Annotated in this window: 25 protein-coding genes; 23 read left to right on the forward strand and 2 right to left on the reverse strand. The window is 54.0% G+C overall.

The features are described from left to right. Positions 1–4 precede the first annotated feature (4 nt). Together hisC and J5069_RS13125 are read left to right on the forward strand one after the other, a co-directional pair. Entirely contained in the window at positions 5–1,117 is a 1,113-nt protein-coding gene (gene hisC / locus J5069_RS13120) for a histidinol-phosphate transaminase (protein ID WP_264644292.1), read from the forward strand. 41 nt (positions 1,118–1,158) lie between these two features. Beyond that, on the forward strand, positions 1,159–2,241 hold the full coding sequence (locus J5069_RS13125; protein WP_264644293.1) for an iron-containing alcohol dehydrogenase family protein: 1,083 nt from the start codon (positions 1,159–1,161) through the stop codon (positions 2,239–2,241). 34 nt (positions 2,242–2,275) lie between these two features. On the opposite strand, the gene J5069_RS13130 is transcribed toward J5069_RS13125, so the two are convergent. Together J5069_RS13130 and J5069_RS13135 are read right to left on the reverse strand one after the other, a co-directional pair. Continuing rightward, a complete protein-coding gene (locus tag J5069_RS13130) occupies positions 2,276–2,911 on the reverse strand; it encodes a two component system response regulator (RefSeq protein WP_264644294.1) in 636 nt (211 codons plus the stop codon). Between the two features lie 30 nt (positions 2,912–2,941). Then, positions 2,942–5,704, reverse strand: a complete 2,763-nt coding sequence (locus tag J5069_RS13135) for a two component system sensor kinase (RefSeq protein ID WP_264644295.1) — start codon at positions 5,702–5,704, stop codon at positions 2,942–2,944. Between the two features lie 179 nt (positions 5,705–5,883). On the opposite strand from J5069_RS13135, the gene J5069_RS13140 reads away from it, so the two are divergent. The 21 genes from J5069_RS13140 (at position 5,884) to J5069_RS13240 (ending at position 21,262) form a co-directional block, all read left to right on the forward strand. Beyond that, entirely contained in the window at positions 5,884–6,336 is a 453-nt protein-coding gene (locus tag J5069_RS13140; protein WP_264644296.1) for a pathogenicity island protein, read from the forward strand. Beyond that, positions 6,323–7,798: an EscC/YscC/HrcC family type III secretion system outer membrane ring protein gene (locus J5069_RS13145; protein ID WP_264644297.1), complete on the forward strand. Its 1,476-nt coding sequence runs from the start codon at positions 6,323–6,325 to the stop codon at positions 7,796–7,798. Before J5069_RS13140 ends, J5069_RS13145 begins: the two co-directional genes overlap by 14 nt. 7 nt (positions 7,799–7,805) lie before the next feature. Then, positions 7,806–8,993, forward strand: coding sequence for a type III secretion system inner membrane ring subunit SctD (gene sctD, locus J5069_RS13150; protein WP_264644298.1), 1,188 nt, complete (start codon positions 7,806–7,808; stop codon positions 8,991–8,993). Between the two features lie 11 nt (positions 8,994–9,004). Beyond that, positions 9,005–9,247, forward strand: a complete 243-nt coding sequence (locus tag J5069_RS13155; protein ID WP_264628848.1) for an EscE/YscE/SsaE family type III secretion system needle protein co-chaperone — start codon at positions 9,005–9,007, stop codon at positions 9,245–9,247. 57 nt (positions 9,248–9,304) lie between these two features. Continuing rightward, positions 9,305–9,568: a hypothetical protein gene (locus tag J5069_RS13160; protein ID WP_264628847.1), complete on the forward strand. Its 264-nt coding sequence runs from the start codon at positions 9,305–9,307 to the stop codon at positions 9,566–9,568. 40 nt (positions 9,569–9,608) lie between these two features. Next, a complete protein-coding gene (locus tag J5069_RS13165) occupies positions 9,609–10,211 on the forward strand; it encodes a hypothetical protein (RefSeq protein WP_264644299.1) in 603 nt (200 codons plus the stop codon). Further along, complete coding sequence (sscA, locus tag J5069_RS13170) at positions 10,208–10,672, forward strand: CesD/SycD/LcrH family type III secretion system chaperone SscA (protein WP_264644300.1); 465 nt, start codon at positions 10,208–10,210, stop codon at positions 10,670–10,672. Before J5069_RS13165 ends, sscA begins: the two co-directional genes overlap by 4 nt. After that, a complete protein-coding gene (sctE, locus tag J5069_RS13175) occupies positions 10,665–12,104 on the forward strand; it encodes a type III secretion system translocon subunit SctE (RefSeq protein ID WP_264644301.1) in 1,440 nt (479 codons plus the stop codon). Before sscA ends, sctE begins: the two co-directional genes overlap by 8 nt. A gap of 9 nt (positions 12,105–12,113) precedes the next feature. After that, a complete protein-coding gene (locus J5069_RS13180) occupies positions 12,114–12,791 on the forward strand; it encodes a type III secretion system effector protein (RefSeq protein ID WP_264644302.1) in 678 nt (225 codons plus the stop codon). Next, a complete protein-coding gene (locus tag J5069_RS13185) occupies positions 12,791–13,225 on the forward strand; it encodes a secreted effector protein (protein ID WP_264644303.1) in 435 nt (144 codons plus the stop codon). The genes J5069_RS13180 and J5069_RS13185 overlap by 1 nt, the downstream gene beginning before the upstream one ends. A gap of 115 nt (positions 13,226–13,340) precedes the next feature. Beyond that, complete coding sequence (sctF, locus tag J5069_RS13190) at positions 13,341–13,556, forward strand: type III secretion system needle filament subunit SctF (RefSeq protein WP_264628777.1); 216 nt, start codon at positions 13,341–13,343, stop codon at positions 13,554–13,556. Continuing rightward, positions 13,553–13,804: an EscG/YscG/SsaH family type III secretion system needle protein co-chaperone gene (locus tag J5069_RS13195; protein WP_264644304.1), complete on the forward strand. Its 252-nt coding sequence runs from the start codon at positions 13,553–13,555 to the stop codon at positions 13,802–13,804. The genes sctF and J5069_RS13195 overlap by 4 nt, the downstream gene beginning before the upstream one ends. A gap of 43 nt (positions 13,805–13,847) precedes the next feature. After that, complete coding sequence (gene sctI / locus J5069_RS13200; RefSeq protein WP_264644305.1) at positions 13,848–14,117, forward strand: type III secretion system inner rod subunit SctI; 270 nt, start codon at positions 13,848–13,850, stop codon at positions 14,115–14,117. Then, the gene (gene ssaJ, locus J5069_RS13205) at positions 14,114–14,866 is read left to right on the forward strand and encodes an EscJ/YscJ/HrcJ family type III secretion inner membrane ring protein SsaJ (RefSeq protein ID WP_264644306.1); all 753 of its coding nucleotides are present in this window, start codon (positions 14,114–14,116) and stop codon (positions 14,864–14,866) included. The genes sctI and ssaJ overlap by 4 nt, the downstream gene beginning before the upstream one ends. Next, on the forward strand, positions 14,821–15,435 hold the full coding sequence (locus J5069_RS13210; RefSeq protein WP_264644307.1) for a type III secretion system domain-containing protein: 615 nt from the start codon (positions 14,821–14,823) through the stop codon (positions 15,433–15,435). The genes ssaJ and J5069_RS13210 overlap by 46 nt, the downstream gene beginning before the upstream one ends. Then, positions 15,411–16,109, forward strand: a complete 699-nt coding sequence (locus tag J5069_RS13215; protein ID WP_264644308.1) for an HrpE/YscL family type III secretion apparatus protein — start codon at positions 15,411–15,413, stop codon at positions 16,107–16,109. Before J5069_RS13210 ends, J5069_RS13215 begins: the two co-directional genes overlap by 25 nt. Continuing rightward, complete coding sequence (locus J5069_RS13220; RefSeq protein WP_264644309.1) at positions 16,096–17,100, forward strand: SepL/TyeA/HrpJ family type III secretion system gatekeeper; 1,005 nt, start codon at positions 16,096–16,098, stop codon at positions 17,098–17,100. The genes J5069_RS13215 and J5069_RS13220 overlap by 14 nt, the downstream gene beginning before the upstream one ends. 56 nt (positions 17,101–17,156) lie before the next feature. Further along, positions 17,157–17,525 (forward strand): type III secretion system protein SsaM, encoded by a 369-nt coding sequence (locus tag J5069_RS13225; protein WP_264644310.1) that lies wholly within the window; start codon positions 17,157–17,159, stop codon positions 17,523–17,525. Continuing rightward, on the forward strand, positions 17,510–19,570 hold the full coding sequence (locus J5069_RS13230; RefSeq protein WP_413542230.1) for an EscV/YscV/HrcV family type III secretion system export apparatus protein: 2,061 nt from the start codon (positions 17,510–17,512) through the stop codon (positions 19,568–19,570). The genes J5069_RS13225 and J5069_RS13230 overlap by 16 nt, the downstream gene beginning before the upstream one ends. Next, positions 19,557–20,882, forward strand: coding sequence for a FliI/YscN family ATPase (locus J5069_RS13235; RefSeq protein WP_413542231.1), 1,326 nt, complete (start codon positions 19,557–19,559; stop codon positions 20,880–20,882). Before J5069_RS13230 ends, J5069_RS13235 begins: the two co-directional genes overlap by 14 nt. Next, positions 20,831–21,262 carry a hypothetical protein gene (locus J5069_RS13240; RefSeq protein WP_264644311.1) on the forward strand — a complete coding sequence of 144 codons (432 nt, stop codon included), beginning with the start codon at positions 20,831–20,833 and terminating at the stop codon, positions 21,260–21,262. Before J5069_RS13235 ends, J5069_RS13240 begins: the two co-directional genes overlap by 52 nt. The last annotated feature ends 6 nt before the right edge of the window (positions 21,263–21,268 follow it).

Below are 21,268 nucleotides of genomic sequence, written 5' to 3' on the forward strand. Positions count from 1 at the left end.
CATCATGAAACAAACGATTGAACGACTGGCGCGGCGCGAAGCCCGCCAACTGGGGCGCTATAACGCCGGATTGTCTGACGATGCGGTGCGCCAGCGTTTTGCTGTGACGGATATTGCCCGCCTTGCCAGCAATGAAAATCCGCTCGGCATGAGTCCGTTAGCCGACGCGGCGCTGCGGGCAGAGGTGACGCGCACCGCCTGTTATCCCGATCCGGCCAGTCTCCAATTGCGTGCGGTGATTGCCGCGCGCACCGGGGTGACGTCGGAGCAGGTGGTGATGGGCAACGGCTCGGAAAACCTGCTGGAAATGCTGTGTCTGGCTTTTCTCAATCCGGGCGATCGGGTTGTCACGCTGGTGCCCTCTTTTGGCCTGCATCACCTGTATCCCAAAATGTTAGGGGCAGAGGTGACGCTGGTACCGGTGAATGCGCAAATGGAATACGACCTGGATGCCTGGGCGCAGGCGCTGTCACAACCGGCCAAAATGGTGGTGTTCAGTAATCCCTCCAACCCCGTGGGCTGCATGTTGGGGCGTGAAGGGTTTGAACGCCTGATTGCCATGACGCCGCCGGACTGCGTGTTGGTGATCGACGAGGCTTACTACGAGTATTGCGCTGCACACCCTGATTATCCCGATAGCCTCTCCGTACTACGTCAGCAGACGCGACCGTGGATTGTGTTGCGCACCTTTTCCAAGGCATACGGTCTGGCTGGCCTGCGCGTGGGGTATGGTTTGGCGTGTCACGCTGAGATGGTGGAACTGCTCGATCGCGTGCGCACGCCGTTCAATATCAATCGTATGGCGCAGGCTGCGGCGCAGGCGGCACTGCTGGATGTGGCGCATGTGGCTCGCAGCGTCACGCATGTCACGCAGCAGCGCGCCTGGCTCAGAGAGCAACTGCACGCCCTGGGATGGTGTGTGGCGCCGTCGCAGGCCAATTTCCTGTTTGTGAATGTCGGGCAGGATAGCGCTGCACTGGCTGAGCGTTTACTGCATTTTGGGGTGATTGTGAAGCCCTGGCTGGAAGCCGGATACACTCAATGGATCCGGATCTCGGTGGGATCAGAGGCCGCCAACCAACAGTGTATCGCGGCGTTGCGCCAGTGTGCGCAGTAATCCCTGCGTCGGCCAATTGACAGAATATTCATGGAGATAACATGCAACAGGTCTACTTTCCCGCGCGCGTGGTACGCGGCGCGGGCGCGATTAACCAGTTGGGCACCCTAGCCGCTGCGCTGGGTAAACGTGCTGTGGTTTTGGGTGGCAAGACTGCGCTGGAGGGGACATCAGCCCTGATTGATGCACAACTGGCAGCTGTCGGGGTGGTCAAATGCGCTGATGTCTGGTACGGCGGCGAGTGCAGCGAAACACAGATTTTACGTTTGGCACAAGCAGTACGAACCCATGCTGCCGATGTGATTATCGCCGTGGGCGGTGGGAAGGCATTGGATACCGGCAAAGCCGTCGGGCTGGAAACTTCCCGCCCGGTTATCACCCTGCCGACGATTGCAGCGACCTGTGCCGCGGTGACGCCGCTGACGATCCGCTATCATGATGACGGTCACTTTCGCGATCTGTACCCTCTGCCGGTGGCACCCGCCGCGGTGATTATTGATTCCGATATTCTTGCCACAGCGCCGCTGCGCTGGCTGGCGGCGGGGCTGGGCGATACGCTGGCAAAATGGTATGAACTGCGTGCCATTAGCGGTGATAGAGATGTCACTGGTTTTGGTGCGTCCTCCATGGCAAACAGCCAGCTCTGTTATCAACAGATTGCCCGGTTTGGTGCCGCCGCCTGTGATGCAGTGCGGCAACGGCAGGCAACACCGGCGTTGGATCAGGTGCTTGATGCCGTCTTCTTGTTTGCCGGGTTGACCTCGTTGATGAGCAATGGCGCTCATGCGGCGGCAGCCCATGCGCTCTACGAGGGCTTTACCGTGTGCGATAAAACGCGTGCTTACGGCCATGGTCTGTTGGTGGGATTTGGCAATCTTTGTTTGCTGGCTCTGGAAGGGCGTAGCGATGAGGAATTGCTTGAGGCCATTGCGTTGGCGAAGGCGTGTGCCATTCCGACATCACTGGCAGCGATTGCACCAACCCTAACCCCTGAGGAAAACGCAGCCATCGTCAACGCGGCCGTGACGGCACCGGATATGGGCAATATGCCCCATGTCGTTACCTGTGAGACGCTACGCGAGGCTATTCATCGCGTAGAACGTCTGGTTATTAGCGCCTGTTAACAGGCGCGATAAAGCATGACCTGGTATAAAAAACTCAATCAGTTAGCCCTAAGCGCCTCGAGCAATTAAGCAACTCTGTCACTTTATGTACATTGAGCTTTTTCATAATGTTCAGTCGATGGGTTTCGACCGTTTTAACGCTGATGCACAGTTGTTCGCCGATAAGGCGGTTGGTGTAGCTGTTGGCAATAAGTCTCAGAATTTGCCGTTCACGCGGTGTCAGCAACTCCGGGCTGTCCCCTTCGGTGTTCAGGGCGGAGTTGATGGCATCTCGGTTGAGTGCCGGGTCGATATACCGTTTTCTGACGGCCATGGTCTGGATTGCCGCCAATAATGTCTTTTGGCTACTGTTTTTCAATACGTATCCCATGGCACCTGCCGACAGGGTGCGTATTGCCATAAACTCCTCGTTGTGTGCGGTGTAGGCGAGGATCGCCATTTTAGACCAGCGCGAACAGAGCTGCGGGATAAGATCCAGCCCATTGATACCCGGTAATCCCAGATCGAGGATCACAATATCAGGTTCGTGCAGGCGGCAGGCGTTATAGACCTCAAGGCCATTTTCAGTGTGCGCAATAATACGAAAGCGCGGATAGGGCACCAGCAAATTGATAATGCCGTTTATGATCAACTCGTGATCGTCCACCAGCAAAATTTTATGATCGTTCATTTTCCATTCCTCTCAACAAAACATTGTCCTTTACGATGAGCACTTCAAACGTAAAGCGACATCCAGCGTAAGACGCAGTTCTGCAATTTCCGCTTTGGACAATGGCAGCCCACGTTTAACGCGGTTCTCCATATCGATCACATCGCACAGCAATGGACCGAGACCAGCCTGCCCGATGCATCCTTTTAGGGTATGCAACAGCGTGATAGTTTTTTTCTGATCGCTTGAATTTTGTTCAATGCTCGACAGCAACACGCGAAGTGAACGACGAATTTTTCGTCGCATGGTGGGGTGAGTGATATCAATGATGGCCTTGTCCATCAGATTATCTTGTTCTTGCAGATCAATTTCTCGCTGGAGCTGATATTCGGCGGCGATGCTGATGCCATCGGCCAAATGCGCCAGCGTGACGGGTTTGGTCAGGTAGTGGTGCATACCGGCCTGCTTGCAACGAAAAATTTCTTCCGATGCGGTATTGGCTGACAGTGCCATGATGGCGCATTCTGGATCCTGATTCTTGCTGTCTTGACGCCACTGCCGGGTGCAGGCCAGGCCATCCATCTCCGGCATGCAGACATCCATCAGCACCAGATCAAAACGTTGCTGTCTCCCACACGCCAGGGCTTCTCGGCCATTACAGGCGGTAGTGACGTCTTGCCCGAGCAGGGTCAGCATGGCACCAATGATGTCGCGGTTTATTGTCGCGTCATCGACCAGCAGGATGTGCAAGCGCCAGGGTTGAACCGGGATAACCGCCTTGTCGGTATCGGTGATGCCTGACGTTATCTGAGCGGCCAGCGTGTAGAGTTTGCCAGGCAGAAAGCCAAGCTCGTCGGCACACAGGGCATTGTCATGCGCGGCGGGATGGCATGTCAGTCCCCACTCGCTCAGTTGCCGGTGCAGCGCCAACGGCGCGGCGATTTCGCCGCTTAATGGCGTCGTCGTGCCGTGTTTGCCGAGCGGCAGCATAAAAGAGATGCAGGTGCCGAGCCCTACCGAGCTGTTGAGATCCAGCCAGCCCCCCATCATCCGGGCCAGATTCGAGGCAATCGCCAGCCCAAGCCCGGTACCCTGAATGTTTGCCTGGCTTTGAAAGAAGGGGGTGAAAACCGCATCGCGATCGGCAGAGGCAATGCCTTTGCCACTGTCGCAGACGGCAAATATCAGCGTGTTGTCGTTGCGTGTGACGCTGAGCGTTATCCCTCCATTTTCCGTAAATTTGACCGCATTTCCCAGCAGGTTCACCAGAATTTGCCGTACGCGTGTCGCGTCCATATCGATAAGCAAGGGCACATCACCGCTGACCGTGGTGCGCAGCATCAATCCTTTGCTTTTTCCCGGTCCCTGAATGGTATACATCGCGCGATCGATCAACGGAAGCAGCGCTGTCTGCTCAACGTGCAGCGAGATTTGTCCTGACTCTATACGCGAGAAATCCAACAGATTGTTAATGATATCCAGCAATGAGAGGGTGCAAAGCCGGGCCGTTTCCGCCAGATGGCTCTGCTTGGCGCACAGCGGGGTGAGTTGGAGAAGCTCCAGCGCGCCCAGTGAACCGCTAAGCGGCGTGCGCAGTTCATGACTGATGGTTGTCAGATGGCTGCTTTTGCGTTTGTTGGCCTGTTCTGCCTGCTGCTTGGCGATAATCAACTCGCGCGTGCGCTCAACCACGGTATTTTCCAGGTTGTCATGCTGCGTGCGCAGATCGTTCAACAGCCGATTGTAAGCCTGAGCAATGCTGCCGAGTTCATCCTGACGGTTTTCCGGCAGACGCAGTGACAGCGGTGCCCGTTTAGTCTTATTGATGATATCAACAAAGTCCTGCAACGGGCGGGCCAGATGACGATGGAGCAGGCCCAATAGCATCAGTGCAAGCAGGACTAACGTCGCCAATGCGAAAGGCAACTGGCTGATGACGATAGACAGCGCGCGATTGATGATATCCCGGGTTGGATACAGGATAACCTGCTGCCAACCGGGCCCTTTCAACTGGGTGCGCAACACCAGATAGCCGGGAATTTCCTGCCAGCCGTCATGCAGCGTTACGTCGTTGAACCGCGTTTGTAATGCGTGACCGTGCTTCTCATCGAGCTGGGAAAAAGGCAGGATGTGATTTTGCTTATCCAGCCAGAGGCTGATATCGCTGCCGGAGAACAGTTGGCCGTACGAGAGCACATCGCTGAGTTTTACTGAAAGCCCGGCGAGCGTACCCTGTGCGCTGGTGGCCGCAACAGAGACGCTCCAGCCCACGCCCTCGGTGTACTTGGGTTCGCCCCAGTGCATATTGTGGTTGACGGGGCTGCCTAGTAATTCCGTTAACTCAGTGCGTCGACGAGAAAAATAGTCGGAGGCGTGCTCGCGAGGGGGCAGCAGCGAGATGCCATAGCGGCTATCCAGCACAAAGCTGTCGAGATAATAGGTTTGCCCGGCCGTACCGTAAACCTGGATAAAGCTGCGATCCTGCTCTTGAACTGCTTTGGGGATACACGCGCTGGTATCAATCGGTAAGTAACAGCTTTCACTTTTGTCGACAACGGCCGTGTCTGCGGCTCCGCTGTGGTACAGAAGGTAACGGTGTGCCAATATCTGCGCATCCCGTTCTGCACCTTCAAAACGGTGATTGGTTAACGTGGCCCGAAGGGTGGAAAAGTGCGTTAGATTTTCAATTAAATAATGTTTTTCCTGGTTGAGTGAGGCGTAGGTCGCAGCAAAAACAGAAACCAGCCAGATAATAAATAAGCACAGTGATATAAATAATGTCGGTTTACTCACCAATGAGCGTTTTCTTTTCATTGTCATACCCGAGAATGGTGTCTAAATGAAATTGCCCCTGTGGGCGAATGAATTCACATCTGTCGGTTTTCTCTAACACGGTAATTTTCACTAAAACTATAATAGGCTTTAGCGCCGTGATTGTTTTAATTTGTAAATATATATAACGTCTCCGTAAGTAAAAATCAGGTATTAGGTTGATGTCTAAGATTCTCATTGCGTTTGAGAATAAGATTATCCCACGGAGGTTGTTCTACATGCTTGATTTACTAAAAAGTATCCCCTTGATTCAGGATATATCCATGCCTAATAGTAAAGGAGAAATCGCGATGAAAATAGCGGATCTTCCTGCGAAAGGCTATTCATGCAATCTCTCTTGGATTCTGGCAATTTATCTCGTTGACTCTTGTGATTTATCATTAGAAACATTGTGTTATGTTTCATGTCTGCTGGGGGGACATCATGATATTCACGATTTTTCCTGCTACTTCTCCGATGAGAAAAGTTGGCTGTGTTGTGTCTACGATAAGAAAATCTCTGCCGAAGTAATGGCACGTGAAATAGAGATACATCTGGCGCTAACACGTTATTTTCGATACCTCATTTTGAGTAAACAGCACCCATGCCAGGTAAAAGAATATGAAGCTATATAAAATCGCCCATTTGGTTTTGTTTTTTTTCTGTTCGGTTTCTTATGCCGAAAACTTACCGTGGAAGGGCAATGATTTTTCACTGAGAGCACAAAATATGTCGCTTTCTTATCTGTTGAAGGATCTCGCGGAAAACTATTACACATCAACGAATATCGATCCGGCGATTGTACAAAATTTCAGCGGTGTTATCTTGCCCGGACCGCCGGTGAATATCCTGTGTAGGCTGATGAGCCAATATAATCTGGTTTCTTATTACGATGGCAATACGCTGTTTATTTACCCCGCGCAGCGTCTATCACGCCATCTTGTAACACTTAATGTGCTATCCGCCACGCGTTTTGCAGCAAATTTACGCAGACTGAATGTTCCTGAAGATCGAAGCTGTGTCATTTACCCGGTGTTGAATGAACATGCGCTGGAAATCAGCGGAGTACCTGCGTGTCTGGCGCGCGTAACGCAACTGGCAACCTCCCTTGATGCGGATATCAGCAAACGTCAGGATGACGCGGTGAGCGTGGTGGTATATCCGTTGAAATATGCCACGGCGATGGATGACCACTATCAATACCGCGATCAGACTGTTGTGGTGCCCGGTATTGTCAGCGTGCTGCGTGATATGACGCGTGGCGGCACGCCTGCGCCAGCCAACAATACCGCTGCGACTCAGGGACTACCGATGTTTTCTGCGGACCCGCGCCAGAATGCGGTCATCGTGCGCGATCGCAGCGCCAACATGGCGGGGTATCGTCAACTGATTACCCAGTTGGATCAACGGCCTCAAATGATCGAAATATCCGTGACCATCATTGATGTGGATGCCGGTGATATCAGCCAGTTGGGCATTGACTGGAGTGCGGCGACCTCTATCGGTGGCGGCATGCTCAGCTTCAACAATACCGGGGGGAGTCTGGACAGCGGATTCTCCAGCGTGATCAAAGACACGCCGCACTTTATGGTGCGCCTTAGTGCGCTGGAAAAGAACTCGCGAGCCTATGTGCTATCGCAGCCTTCAGTGGTGACGCTCAACAATATTCAGGCGGTGTTGGATAAAAACGTCACCTTCTACACCAAGCTTGAGGGCGACAAGGTCGCCAAACTGGAGTCCGTAACGACCGGATCGCTACTGCGCGTTACGCCTCGGCTGTTAGAGCAGAATGGTAAGCAAAATATCATGTTGAACCTGAATATTCAGGATGGGCAACAAAGCGAACCCATCAGCCAGGATGAACCTCTGCCCGGCGTTCAAAATGCGGAAATTGCTTCACAAGCCATGTTGCAGGCGGGGCAGAGCCTGTTGTTGGGCGGGTTCAAACAGGATAAGCAGATACAGTCGGAAAAGAAAATCCCCTTGTTAGGCAGCATCCCTGTGCTTGGCCATCTGTTCAGCACCAAAACCAATCAAATGCATAGCGTTATTCGCTTGTTCCTGATCAAGGCATCCGTTGCCAATAGACAACAGTGAAAAGCGTATGGAAAACACGTGGAAGATCCGCCTGTTAGGCGGGGTATTGCATGGACGGGAAGTGTGGCTATCGGAAGGTCGACTCTCTATTGGTGAGCGGGAATGCGATCTGTGCATCCCTTTGCGGGCCGCAAGTCGCATCGAACTGACGATCGCTGACGGGCAACTCTATGTCAACGCGGAAAAGGTGTCGGTGCGGGTAAATGGCCGCCGCCATGCACAGCAGCATCCGTTACCGTTGCAGGGCGTCTTGGAGGCGGCAGGGTTGGCGATGGCATTTGGGCCGCAGCACGCAGATCTTGCTGGTTGTTGCTTGCCGGTTCGCCGGTTTTCAAGCGGCTGGGTGCTGGTGCCAGGCATGCTTATGCTGATCGTTGCCCTACTGTTTTTCTCCGTGGAATGGGCCCCGTCACCCTCGACGGCGGCACCTGTAACGGTGGACGCGCTGTTGCAGCAGACCGGGTTGACGCAGCTCGTGGCGCAATGGCAGCAGGATGGCGTGCTGCATCTGTCCGGGTATTGCGAATCGAGCGATACGTTGACGCCATTGTGGGTTGCGCTGCAATCCCACGATATTCGTTACCAGGATAACGTGATTTGCGCCGATCAACTGGTCCGGAACGTGAAAGATGTGCTGATTCAGGCGGGATACACCCAGGCTCAGGTTGTCAGCCGGGGGCAGGGCAACGTTGCGATCGATGCGGATATTCATATGGGAGAGCAGTGGGCGGCGGTTCAGCCGCTGTTGGCCGACATTCCGGGATTACGGCATTGGCAGATAGAAAACGCCTACGACGAGATCGCGAATGCGCTGATCGGCGCGCTGCTACAGCAAGGGTTAGCCGGCAAGGTGAATCTGACGAGTGCGGGGCCGCGTTTCATCTTAAGCGGCGTGTTGAACGCGCAGGATAAGCAGACTTTGACGCAACTGATGCAGGAGATGCGAGCGAGCTATCCAAGCGTGGCGCTGAGCTATCAGGATGTTCCCCTATCCAGTGAGTTTTCCAGGCAGTTGCCAGCGCCTGTCACTGGCATTGTTCATAGCCGTCGCGGCGATTATCTGGTGCTGGGTAATGGCGATACCTTGTCCATCGGCAGCCGATTGGCCGATGGCAGTGCGGTTGTGGCTATCAGTGATAGCGCAGTGACGTTCAGACAAGGGCGTACGCTGATTACGCTTCCATTCAATTTTTAAAGGGAAACTCGATGGCGACGCTGACGGCATTGGAAGATCGTATACAGGGCTCGGCTGACGATGCCCAAAAGGCATTGCTGGAGCTGCGTGCCGCCCGTCATCGATTAACCTGTGCCATGACGAAACCCATTACGCCAGAACAATATCAGCACTTTGCCTTATTGCTGGAAGCGGTGATACAGAGCGAAGATATTATCAAGATCATTTACTTTCGTTATCACAATACAGCGCTAGAGGCTGGGTTAAGTCAGTAGAGAATACCCATCGACCTATCAACGGCTGAGCTATTCGTGAACGATGAGAGGTGCAACATGTCAGGCAATATACAGAGTCAGTTTAAAAAGTTCGAAGTAGAGTATGAACGTTTATTAAAATGTTTTTCCGAATTTGAAAAGATCAAAAGCGAACTGACCTCCGCAGGTCATACCGTTTCTCCTCATGATGCACAGGCGGTAAAACCGCTGGGTATCCACCACATGAACATTATTGCGGAAAATGCAAAAAAAGATTTGAAAGCATTAACTATCTCCTTGAAAAAAATCGAGACGCATATTAAGCACAGCGTCAATAAATAATGTTCATATCTACACTATTTTATATTCCAGGAGGTTTATAATGGAGACTACGCCAGTTTCTTCATTGCCAGACATTAATTCTACTGTACTTGAAGACAAAGAAAGACGTGTCAGAAATACCACTCAAGAAAAGACGCCTCGCTATGGGACTGCCGATAATATTTTCGCCTATGCCTATGAAATAATGCTGTTGTTGCAGGATGTGCAGTCTTCCCGCGCCTATGCCCAATTCAATGATATTCAAAATGCATCCAATCGAGCCCGGGATACCCAGGAAAAGGCAAACCAGATGGATGAAGCCATTGCGGCGGCATCAAAAGGCGATGGCAACGCCAAGGAAGCAGTGCCTGCCGACGTTATCGAGTATATGAAGACACACGGTATCCAGGTGGATGGCAAGTCGATAGAGGACTATATCAAACAGCACGCGGGGGCTGACGGTAAATTGGACAAGGGCAGCCTCCAGGCCGTTAAAGCGGCATTGGATAACAGCGCGGGCCGCGACAGCGATCTCTCCTCTCAGGCGCAACTGACGATTCAAAAAGCGATACAGATGCTTAACGCTGCCATTTCGCAGGCGACTAACCTGGTCAGCAAATGGGGTGAAATTCTGCAAATGATCACCCAAAAGACCTATTCATGACGCAAGACGACAGTCTGACCATGCTGCAATTTTTGCGTCGCGGTGGCGCGATGCGCATGTTGCTGAAAAAAGAGGTAAGCGTCGAACTGGACACCCTTTTTCGCTATGCCAGACAGTTATCCAACGCCGGGGATTATCGCGCAGCGGCCAACCTGTTACGGATATTGACCGCTTACGACGATTGGTCTTTTGACTACTGGTATCAACTTGGGGCGACGTGCCATGCGGCGCACGCCTGGTCAGATGCACTCTATGCCTATGGTCGGGCAGCGAAAATTAACGTATCGGCCGCACAGGTACCTTGTGCCGCTGGGGAGTGTTTTCTGGCCTGCAATGAGAAAGCATTGGCACGCAAAGCCTTTAAGGCCGCCTTGCTGATTTGCGGTGAACATCGGTCATTACAGGCGATACGCCGTCAAGCGGAGCAAGGACTATCTCGAACAGGAGAGCCTGATGGATAGTGTACAAGCCAGAGCGGGGATGCATTACCCGCTACCCTATGATGATGGTGAAGAGATGCTCGTCTCTTCGTCAATGAAGCAAACCACACACCCAACACGCGCTGTTGTTGGCCTGCACGATAGGCAAGACGATGCAGGAAAGAACGCGGAAACTGAACGTCAACCGAGGGCCGCGGCGCAGTCGGTGAGCGCGCCGCAGGCAGAGGCTGCCTGGCAACGGCTGCTGGCGGCTGGGTATACCGGCTCCGCCTCGGCCTCGCTGCAAGAGGTCATGAACATGGACCCGCTGCTGTTGTCGATGCTGGTGACGCAGCAGGTGATGAGTGTGTCCAGCAGCAACGCACTGGCGCTTTGTGAACAGTTGAACCGTGCCACAGAGCTGCAAACTTTCCTTCGCAATAAGCAGGTTGAGAAATACCAGGAGCAGATCAACAAGTCGATTGAACAGGCGAATCAGGTGCGTAAATCCGCGCTGTGTAGCGCCGTGTTTGATTGGATAAGCAGCGCCATTGAGATTGGTATCGGCGTGTTAAAACTGGTTGAAGCCGTGGCAACGGCAGATCCACTCGCTTTTGCTGCTGGTATCGCTTACTGCTCGGCAGGGGCTGCCGGAATCGTAAAAGGCGGCGCTGAGTTTGCTTTGGGGTTGGGGGCAAATAAAGCCGATTGTGAAGCGATTATTCACGCGGCAGGTTCGGTACAGAGCACGTGCGAATACGTCGCGATGGGATTGGATATTCTGCAAATCTGCCGTGGTATCTACGTGGCTCGCGGTTTGATCTCTGCGGCAGAAAAGGAGATGGGCAGCGGCGCGGGTAAAACGCTGGTGGAGGCAGCAAGCCAAAATAGCGGTGAGGTGGGTCAGCAGATCAAACAGATTGCTGAAAACACGGCTAAAGGCTTTGTCACTGAGCTCGAAGCCAGGTTGGAGGGGAACGCCAGTCAGTATTTGGCACGCACCATGGGCCGCAGTGCCACCGCTCAGGGAATTGAACAGCTTGTAGAAAAAACGTTGGAAAGCGCCCTCAAAAATGTGGCGACAGAGGTGTTGGAAAAGGGCGCTGCCGCCGCGGAAAAAGCGTTGCGTAAACGTTTTATGGTCTCGTTAGGCAAAGCGCTAGCCTCCGGCATCATTAAAAATGTCACCTTTCCCTGGTTAACCACGGCGCGCTTGGCGCTAAGCGGTGGGCAAAAAATAACATCGGGTGTTGCCCAATGGAAAGCCGCTGATTTGCGCAAAGAAATTGAAGAATTAATCGTTATGCAACGCATTAACGATATTAAAGATAATTGGACGCAGGAGCGTAAAAAAGATCAGGAAAAACAGCTTGGCGATTATTTGCAACAGAGTGGCACCGCCGTGAGCAACGCGACTTCAATAATGGAAGATTACGGTACGGTATTGGCCAAAATTGCCTGTAACCGTGCCTGAGGATATGTTATGAGCCAAAATACGCTTATGAATCAAAATACTCTTTCGATAGACGTATTTCCTGTCAACGTCACTCCAGGCCACCTTTCCTCTGTCTTATCACCAAAGATGGATGGTGTAATGGCAGCCAAGGAAAAGACCGGTAGTGATGCAGATTTAAATGACTTTTTCGCGATGTTTGATCAACTGTGGGGAACACTATTAAATCTTGCCCGGCGTTTGCGTGACGTGATGCGAATGTATAACGAAAAGAAGCAGATATTAGGGTGGGGGCTTGAAATGAATGCGCTTTCCACCAGTTTAAACGCGATAGAACATAGTTTCACGGCGGCAAAGAGTAACGCATTAGGCACCTGTTTGAGCGGCTTAATGCAGTGTACGGGCGCGCTGACGGGCGGAATAATGGGGGAAATCAGCGGCGCTGGCGCCAGAGAGCTCACTTCGATGGGATTCAACGGTTCGGGATCGATAGCCAACGGGCTCTGTTCCTTTGAAGCGGCGACGGAAAACCGTGAAGCAGAAATAGAGCGGGCGCAGGCGGATTTTCAAAGTAAAAACGCACAATCCTACATCCGAAATCTCGACGATATTGTGCAAAAGGCGGTCGAGGTCATGCAGCAGATGATGGAAATGGGCCGCAAGATGGTCGAGGTGTTCAGCCAGACGCTTCATTCCCTTGCGAAGTAATGATGGAACGGCTGGAGGCACTTTTTAGCAGGCAGTTGCAAGCGGTGGGATTAGCGCCGCAGCCGGCGTTTTTGCCCGGGTGCGGACTACGCCTCGGGCAGCACATTACGTTGCTTCCCTATCGCCTTGTTTTTCGTGTTCAAAACCACGCGCTGCTTATCTGTAGTTTAACCCGGTTGCCCGATTGCGCCTCACAACCTGCGTCATTACTGCTGTTATGGCGGCTGTTGCACGTGGCGTTGTCTGCGGTTTCTGAGTTGAAGCATATCCGTATGTTAGTGATAACCGACGTCCTGCCCCAGAGGGTGGCGCTCCAGCGCCAAAAGCTGGTGCGCCGACTGTGTAAAAAAGGCGCGGTAACGCGATCTTTTGACGGCGAGCGTTGGTTAGAAATCGGCATAGATCAGATTTTTCGTGGAAAAGTCTGTGGTTAGGTTAAACACCGGATAGGCGCTGTGGCGGGTTAAAACCATAGTAGATACCAGCCAGCAACGTAGCAGGCAAGCAGCTATCTCAGGCAATAAGCCGACATTCTACCGGAGGGTGACGATGGATGTTCAACAACTCATCGATACGCTGTCCCGCTTGGCAAACCAGGCAGGGCAAGCCGTCAAAGACAAAATGAACGGCGAAGATTTAACCAATCCCGACGCCATGCTCAAGGCGCAGTTTGCCGTGCAGCAGTATTCCACTTTTATCAACTATGAAAGCGCGATGATCAATACCATCAAAAATCTGCTCAGCGGGATTATCTCGAAGATATGAGCGTACTGACGTCTGCTGAACGACGGCTATTGCTTGAAGCCGCATTCGCTGGGGTTAATCACGGCTTGTTGCGTCAAGTGCGAGCGATAGTGCCGGTGGTACCGAGTCTGGTGACCGATAGCGACGCTTGTGCGGTGTGCACTGCCGTCCTGCTATTGGGGCTGAATGCGCCGGAAGAGGCGAAACGCGTATTGCAACACGTGAATACGCCGGACGCAGACGTGGTCAAGCACTGCTTTTCATTATGAGTTTTTCACCGTGATTACGAGGTACCCCATGGAGATAACACCCATGACGCTTTCTCAGAAGATATCGCCAGATAGCCGTTGTGACAGCATTGATGCGGTGTCTGCGATGGATGCACCGGACAGTCAGGCGGCGCAGACCTTCAAGCAGATGCTGTATGCCGGAACGGTATCCGGCGCGGTAGAAACCTTATCACCGGAGCAGATGTTGCAGCAGCAGGCGAAGATCTTGACGTTGAGCGTCGGCGTCGATCTTGGCGCTAAGGTCGCCGGTTCTGCGGCGCAAACGGTCAACAAACTGGCCAATATGACATGAACGCATTGCGCTGTCTGGGGATGGCAATACTGGTTCTTATGCTGGCGGGCTGTCGTGTCGAACTCTACAACGGCCTGTCTCAGAGTGATGCCAACCAGATGTTGGCGATCCTTATGAACAACAACATTGATGCAGATAAGCAACCTTCGCCGGACGGTGGGGTAACGCTGCGCGTCGAGCAATCCCGGTTTATTGATGCCGTTGAAGTGCTGCGCATGGACGGCTTCCCGCGCAAGCGTTACACCACGGTAGAAACCATGTTTCCACCTAACCAGTTGGTGGTTTCTCCCCGGGAAGAGCAGCAGAAGATTCTGTATCTCACCGAGCAGCACATTGAAGAGATGCTCAGCCAAATGGATGGCGTTGTGCAAGCGTCTGTCGCGATAGCGTCCCATCCTCCCAGTGACGACGTCGCCACCCGTTCTGGTGATACCACTTCGGTGGCTGTCTACATTAAATTTTCCCCACGGGTGAACCTGGAAGCGTTTCGTGTACAAATCAAGAGCCTGATTGAAAAAGCGATACCCGGTGTCCAGTACGATCAAATCAGCATTTTGATGCAGCCTGCTGGCTATCGCGCTCGGGTGGCTCCGCCGCCGAAATCCGTTGAAGAGAGAGCGATCCTGAAATGGCTATCCCGTTATCGACAACATGTGATGTTAACGCTGATTTTACTGGCTTCGGTGCTGTTGATACTGGCGGCGTGGCGTGTGTTTCAGCGGACGAGTCCAGCAGACCGGATGCGTTGATCCTGCTGCTGCACCGCTCGGTCTGGCAGCCCGCCCGTTATGCGCACCCTGACTGGTTTGCCTTGTTAGGGTTTCATCGCAATCAGCGGTGGCGTTATGGTGAGTCTCCGGTTTTAGACAGCGCACTGAACCGCGCGTTACGAGCGCGGCGTGGCGGGATTTGTCTGCCGGGGCGGCTTAATGAACGTCAGCGCCGTTTGGCCATGCTGGCACCGAACATGCCGAAATATGCGCTGGCGCTTGGGCTGCTGACGCTGGCGTGCGGTGATTACTTTCTGCTGCCTGATTATCGTCACGCGCTTCGTCGCTGGCTGGATAACGATCTGATCTGGCATCTGTTTGGCATGTGTGACAACAAACGCCCTGCCTTATTTTCACCGGAACAGGTGATCGACGCGGCGAATCGCATCGGTATCGCCATGCTTTACCGTGCTGCAAGGGTGGAACCCGTGCTCCAGGCGCTGTTGATACAGCTGCCGCCGCTCAGGCAAGCGTTGTATCCCGTGACGTCTCTGACCACGATGAATTTACTGGAGCGTATGCTATGCCGCTGTGCCGACTCCCGTTGATTGAGCTTGATGGGCAACTTCCCGATTTCCCCGTGATTCCTGCTGAAAGGCTAAACACCCAACTGGCTTATGCCCACACTCTGCGCGATGCCCACCAAGAGGCCGCAACCATCGTGAAAGCGGCGAGCCGTAAGGCAGAACACATGATACGTCAGGCGCGCAAAGCGCAGCGCCAGATACAGAATGAGGCTTATGCCGAGTTTTCTCGCCGTCAGCAGGAGATCCTTACTCGCTGCGAGAATCAATGGTTGGCGCGCCACGTTGTGGCGCTGTGTGAGGCGGCCTCGGTGGAACAGTGCGTGGTGCAGGCGGTCACGTCACGTATCCGCCTGGCTATGCGGAACGTATTGAGCGCCTGGTTTTCTCAACAGCCGGTTGATGACCTGCTGTGCGACCGTTTGTCGCAGCAGGTGGCACAGCTGGCGGCGGCGGGGTGTACCACGTTGCAGATTCATCCCGAGCGAGAGGCCAGAATGCGCGAGGCCTTCGGGGAGCGGTTAGCGATAGCCTGCAACCCGCAGTTGGCTGTGGATGAAGCCGTTCTGACATCTTCACAGCTCAGCGTTTCTTTTTCGCTCAGCAGACATTTTCAGCAGGTGTTGGCATGGATAGATACCGAGAACGAGCTCGGCATCCATCAACGGGAGGTAAGGCGTGACGATGAAAATGCCTGAATATCAGAATCTGGCAGGCCAGGCTTTATCCACAAACAATGATCCCCATCAGGCACACTCCCTGCCGCGTAATGAATACAACCTGCCGCTGACAGACATGGCGTTGGAAGAAATTGCAGACGAATCGCTGGATTCAACGCTGGCAGAGATGAGTTTGCTGCTTTCTGGTCGAATGCGCGATGAAAAGCGGCTGGCATCGTCAGAACGGCAGCTACGTAGACAACAAGAGCTAATTGCACTGATGCAACGTTTGCATGAGCAAGAAGGCGGCCTTCCAACGTTTCTCGCCTCCTCGGCTGAGAATAACAGCGAGGCGCTGGAGGGGCTGCGGCGTATTTTTACGATTGCTCAACACCTTGCATCAACGGCATTGGATGAAAAGCGGAAAAAGGCGCTGAATGCGCAGTTGGCCCAGCTTATTGAAGAAAACGCGTATGAAACTGCACTCTTTGGCCTGATGGAGCTCGGCACCGTCAGCAAGGCGGTGCTGGCACCCATTGGTCGCTTATTCCAGCGCGCGATGGATGAACAAGACATATCGTTATCGGAATGGTTTAAACGCATCCTGGACTGGTCCGATCGCCAGCGTCGGCTGCGCGTCCTGTTGCAAATGGCGGCGTTTGAACTCTCACTGTCTGTCGGGGGTGCTCAGCAAGCCAGGTTGGCGACGGTACTGGTTCGCCTGCGGCGCTTGTTGCTGTTTCTGGGCCTGGAACAGGAGTGTGAAGAACAGGAAAAGCGTTATCCATTACCTGCCGATTCACTCCTGACCTTGTTGATTGATATTACACAGGAAAGCTGGCTGTTTGAGGATTGGCTTATCGCACGAATTTCCTCGTTGACGCCCAGCGCAACGGTATTCAAGCACATCGTGCGTTATCTGGATGTGCAATTCAGAGTGATGCCGGATGCGTGTTTTAGCGATGAAGATCAGCGAGAAAGCATTCTTACCGTACTGCAAAAACTGAAGGGTAATCAGGTGTTGTCTTGATTTCTCCTCCTTGTCTTCTCTGGGATTCTGTTACCGGACGTGAGAGGAAAGACATCATGACATTAGATCTGTTCATCGAAAGAAACATCCAGCGCTTTATACAGTTGGCCGAGCTGGCGGAACAACCGCCCTCTGCCGAAATGCAATGGGTCGATCGAGGATTTCAAACCTTCCTCACCTTTCGTCAGGGACGCATGCATATCAGCCAATGTCTGCTGGATCCTTGGTGTGATAATGCGTTACTGGTTCTTGCACTGCAACGTGCCCATCCCGCCTGGTTTGCGGGTATTCCTCAGCGTGTTTTCACGCTACGTCAAGGCATGGTGATCAGCTGTGCCCCAATGGCAGACAGCGTGGCGGAACAATGGCTATGGTTGCACCGTCGCCAGCGAACATTTCTGGAAAAATTATGCAAACCAACGTGATGAAAAAAGATAGCGTCCAACGCTGGTTGCAAATGTGCGCCGGCAGGCAAGATATTATTCTCGCCTTGGTGATGCTCATGGCGATTGTCATGATTACCCTGCCGTTGCCTACGTTTGTGGTGGATATTCTGATCGCCATTAATCTGACTTTTTCCATCATCCTGCTGCTGTTTGCCATTTACATCAACGATCCGCTGGAACTGTCGGTGTTCCCCTCACTGTTGCTGATTACCACGCTTTACCGGCTGTCGCTGACCATCAGCACCTCGCGACTGGTGCTGTTGCAGCACGATGCGGGCGATATCATCGACGCGTTTGGTCGCTTTATGGTGGGGGGGAACTTGACGGTGGGGCTGGTAATTTTCGCCATCATCACCATCGTGCAATTTATCGTCATCACCAAGGGCACGGAGCGCGTGGCCGAGGTAAGCGCCCGATTTTCTCTCGATGGCATGCCGGGCAAGCAGATGAGTATCGATGGCGATCTGCGCGCTGGGGTGATCGATGCCGATCAGGCGCGCCAATTGCGTCTGCACGTGCAGCATGAAAGCCGTTTTCTTGGCGCGATGGACGGTGCCATGAAGTTTGTGAAAGGGGATGCCATCGCCGGTATTATTGTCGTGCTGGTGAATATTCTGGGTGGCATTACCATTGCCGTGGTGCAATACGGCATGTCGCTCGGGGATGCGGTGCAAACCTACAGCGTGCTCTCCATCGGTGACGGCCTGTGCGGACAGATCCCCTCTCTGCTGATTTCGCTCAGTGCCGGTATTATCGTCACCCGCGTACCGGGTGAGAAACGGCAAAATCTGGGGCGTGAGCTGAGCGCGCAATTAGGGAAACAGCCTCAGGCGCTGATCCTCGCAGCGGTGGTGATGTTACTGTTTGCCGTCATTCCCGGCTTCCCGTTTATCTACTTTTTCATTATGGCGGTGCTTACCGCATTGCCCTGTGCGCTGCTGTGGTATCGCGCCCGGCATCCGCAGTCGGTATCCGCGCCGCAGGGCAGCGCAGATGACGATCTGATGGTGCCGGGCGCACAGCCTCTGACGCTGCGTCTTGCACCGAGCCTGCATTCAGAGTCTCTTTCACTGGAGATTGATGCCCTGCGCAAAACCCTGTTTGACACCGTGGGTGTCCCCCTGCCGGATGTCTCCATCATCGTTGATGCTTCAATGACGGAGAACAGTATGGCGGTGCTGGTCTATCAGGAGTCCGTGTTCTCGCTGACGCTCCCCCTGGCAGCATCCTGCATGATGTTCACCGCATTGGATGCGTCCGCTGCTACGCCAGAGGCACAGGTGTTGCCGCAGGGAATGGGGCAGATCGCATGGCTGTCTGCGGCTGAGGGACAACGTGCGCAACAGGCGGGGCAAACGGTGTATACCGGTGACCAGTGCCTTGTTGCGTTGTTGCACAAGGTGTTGGTGAACCATATGGCAGAGTTTATCGGGGTGCAAGAAGCGCGCTACCTGATGGATGCGATGGAGAAACGCTATGCCGAGTTGGTGAAAGAGCTACAGCGGCAGATGCCCATCAACAAAATTGCCGAGGTGCTCCAGCGATTGGTTTCGGAGCGTGTCTCTATCCGTGATTTGCGTCTGGTGTTCGGCACGCTGATTGAGTGGGCACCGCGGGAAAAAGATGTCCAGATGCTAACGGAATATGTTCGCATCGCGTTGCGACGCCATATTTTACATCGCCTGATGCCAGAAGGAACGCCGCTACGCGTGCTGCGCATTGGGGAGGAGATGGAGAATGTGATTCGTGAGTCTATTCGGCAGACAGCAATGGGCACCTATACCGCATTGAGCCATGCACAGTGTGCGCAGATATTGCAGTTGATTGCCGAGGCACAAACGGCCCACGGTGAGTTTGTGATTGTCACCTCGGTGGATGTGCGTCGTTTCCTGCGTAAGGTCATAGAGCAACAACACGCTGACATTGCGGTGCTGTCGTGGCAGGAAGTGGGGGAGCACTGCCTTATCCAGGTGGTGCACAGTATTGACCTGGACCCCGAGCACTTACGCGATGATGAAGACTGAGTTTTCCTCTCTGGTGGATGCGGTGAGTCAACGGCTGGCATTGTGCGGTGAGCCGCCGGATGGCATCGACATGACGGGACAGGTGCTGCACATCAGCGCCACCTTATTGAAAGTGCGTTTGCCCGGCGTGTTTATGGGTGAACTTTGCCAGATTTTACCCGGCGGCACCTTGGCCGAGGTGGTTGCGGTAGACGGCGATGATGCGCTGTTATCTCCCTTCGCCAGCACCGTTGGTCTGTTTTGCGGCCAGAAGGTGCGGCCGCTCAGACGACGCCAGCAGGTTCCGGTCGGCGATGCGTTGCTGGGCCGGGTCGTTGATGGCCTTGGGCTGATGCTGGATGGCAATGAGACGTGGCCGGGGCCGTGGCGCGATTTTGACGCGCCCCCTCCGGCGGCGCTGGTCCGTGGGATTATCGAACACCCGGTGCTAACCGGCGTGCGGGCGATAGACAGCTTACTCACCTGCGGTGAGGGGCAACGTATAGGGATTTTCGCGGCGGCGGGCGTGGGGAAAAGCACCTTGCTTTCCATGCTGTGCCACGGCGCAGACTGCGAGGTGATCGTTCTGGCGCTTATCGGCGAGCGTGGCCGCGAGGTGCGGGAATTTTTAGAGCATTCACTGGACGAGGAGACACGACGTCGCTGTGTCGTCGTTGTCGCCACCTCCGACAGGCCGCCGCTGGAGCGCATGCGCGCGCTGTATGTGGCGACTACCATTGCCGAGTCGTTTCGCGATCGGGGCAAACGCGTATTGTTGATGGCAGACTCACTGACGCGCTACGCCCGCGCCGCGCGGGAAATCGCCATCGAGGCGGGTGAGCGTGCGGTTGCAGGCAGCTATCCCCCCAGCGTGTTTGCCGCGCTGCCGCGTTTGCTGGAGCGCAGTGGCAACGGGCGCTGTGGCAGCATTACCGCGTTCTACACCGTGCTGGTGGAGGGAGACGATATGAATGAGCCGCTGGCGGATGAGGTGCGTTCGCTGCTTGATGGGCACATCGTTCTATCGCGACAGCTGGCCGAGGCGGCGCATTTCCCGGCGATTGATGTGCTCGCCAGCGTGAGCCGCACCATGCCGAATGTCACCAGCCAGATGCACCTGTCGCTGGCCCATCAGGTACGCCGTTTGCTCAGCGTATATCGCGATGTCGAGTTGCTGGTACGGGTAGGAGAGTATCAGCAGGGTGAGGATCCGCTCGCCGATCTGGCGGTTGAAAAGCACGCGGCGATCAATGCGTTTTTACAACAGCAGGAGAATGAACCATGTCATCGCGATCTGTTACTGCAACGGCTAAGTGCGCTGGTCACGCCATGACGCTGCGGGCGTTATTGGCTATCAAGCAGCGTCGGGAAATCGCCTTGCGCCGACAACTGGCACAGCAACGTTCTCAACTTCGTCAACTGGAACAGGATATCTACACCTGTTCGACCCATCGCGCGTTGCTGGCAGAAAAACGAAACGCCTGGCTGGGCTGGTCCGGCACGCGCATCAGCGATGAACTGCTGGCGCATAAACAGACACTGATGGCACTGCGCGATGAGGATCAGCAGTGGATGGCTAACCAGATAGCGTTGTCTGAGGAGCAGCGAGCCGTATTGGCCCAGCAATACGCGATAAGGCAAGCGCTGAATGTTGTCATGAAAAAAAAGGAAAAACTGCACAGTGTGCTCAACGATACAGGCTGTAGACGATGAGCCGCT

The sequence above is a fragment of the Candidatus Symbiopectobacterium sp. NZEC127 genome (genome assembly GCF_025962675.1).
GTDB lineage: Bacteria > Pseudomonadota > Gammaproteobacteria > Enterobacterales > Enterobacteriaceae > Symbiopectobacterium.

What these genes read in the sequence shown, in the direction of transcription:
- J5069_RS13230 (WP_413542230.1), top strand. Translation starts at nt 17,510, where the DNA reads ATGCAAACCAACGTGATGAAAAAAGATAGCGTCCAACGCTGGTTGCAA.
- sctF (WP_264628777.1), top strand. Translation starts at nt 13,341, where the DNA reads ATGGATGTTCAACAACTCATCGATACGCTGTCCCGCTTGGCAAACCAG.
- hisC (WP_264644292.1), top strand. Translation starts at nt 5, where the DNA reads ATGAAACAAACGATTGAACGACTGGCGCGGCGCGAAGCCCGCCAACTG.
- J5069_RS13135 (WP_264644295.1), bottom strand. Translation starts at nt 5,704, where the DNA reads ATGAAAAGAAAACGCTCATTGGTGAGTAAACCGACATTATTTATATCA.
- sctD (WP_264644298.1), top strand. Translation starts at nt 7,806, where the DNA reads ATGGAAAACACGTGGAAGATCCGCCTGTTAGGCGGGGTATTGCATGGA.
- J5069_RS13215 (WP_264644308.1), top strand. Translation starts at nt 15,411, where the DNA reads ATGCCGCTGTGCCGACTCCCGTTGATTGAGCTTGATGGGCAACTTCCC.
- J5069_RS13235 (WP_413542231.1), top strand. Translation starts at nt 19,557, where the DNA reads ATGATGAAGACTGAGTTTTCCTCTCTGGTGGATGCGGTGAGTCAACGG.
- J5069_RS13140 (WP_264644296.1), top strand. Translation starts at nt 5,884, where the DNA reads ATGTCTAAGATTCTCATTGCGTTTGAGAATAAGATTATCCCACGGAGG.
- J5069_RS13160 (WP_264628847.1), top strand. Translation starts at nt 9,305, where the DNA reads ATGTCAGGCAATATACAGAGTCAGTTTAAAAAGTTCGAAGTAGAGTAT.
- sctE (WP_264644301.1), top strand. Translation starts at nt 10,665, where the DNA reads ATGGATAGTGTACAAGCCAGAGCGGGGATGCATTACCCGCTACCCTAT.
- J5069_RS13165 (WP_264644299.1), top strand. Translation starts at nt 9,609, where the DNA reads ATGGAGACTACGCCAGTTTCTTCATTGCCAGACATTAATTCTACTGTA.
- J5069_RS13225 (WP_264644310.1), top strand. Translation starts at nt 17,157, where the DNA reads ATGACATTAGATCTGTTCATCGAAAGAAACATCCAGCGCTTTATACAG.
- J5069_RS13130 (WP_264644294.1), bottom strand. Translation starts at nt 2,911, where the DNA reads ATGAACGATCATAAAATTTTGCTGGTGGACGATCACGAGTTGATCATA.
- J5069_RS13240 (WP_264644311.1), top strand. Translation starts at nt 20,831, where the DNA reads ATGTCATCGCGATCTGTTACTGCAACGGCTAAGTGCGCTGGTCACGCC.
- J5069_RS13180 (WP_264644302.1), top strand. Translation starts at nt 12,114, where the DNA reads ATGAGCCAAAATACGCTTATGAATCAAAATACTCTTTCGATAGACGTA.
- J5069_RS13145 (WP_264644297.1), top strand. Translation starts at nt 6,323, where the DNA reads ATGAAGCTATATAAAATCGCCCATTTGGTTTTGTTTTTTTTCTGTTCG.
- J5069_RS13185 (WP_264644303.1), top strand. Translation starts at nt 12,791, where the DNA reads ATGATGGAACGGCTGGAGGCACTTTTTAGCAGGCAGTTGCAAGCGGTG.
- J5069_RS13125 (WP_264644293.1), top strand. Translation starts at nt 1,159, where the DNA reads ATGCAACAGGTCTACTTTCCCGCGCGCGTGGTACGCGGCGCGGGCGCG.
- J5069_RS13155 (WP_264628848.1), top strand. Translation starts at nt 9,005, where the DNA reads ATGGCGACGCTGACGGCATTGGAAGATCGTATACAGGGCTCGGCTGAC.
- J5069_RS13220 (WP_264644309.1), top strand. Translation starts at nt 16,096, where the DNA reads ATGAAAATGCCTGAATATCAGAATCTGGCAGGCCAGGCTTTATCCACA.
- sctI (WP_264644305.1), top strand. Translation starts at nt 13,848, where the DNA reads ATGACGCTTTCTCAGAAGATATCGCCAGATAGCCGTTGTGACAGCATT.
- J5069_RS13195 (WP_264644304.1), top strand. Translation starts at nt 13,553, where the DNA reads ATGAGCGTACTGACGTCTGCTGAACGACGGCTATTGCTTGAAGCCGCA.
- sscA (WP_264644300.1), top strand. Translation starts at nt 10,208, where the DNA reads ATGACGCAAGACGACAGTCTGACCATGCTGCAATTTTTGCGTCGCGGT.
- ssaJ (WP_264644306.1), top strand. Translation starts at nt 14,114, where the DNA reads ATGAACGCATTGCGCTGTCTGGGGATGGCAATACTGGTTCTTATGCTG.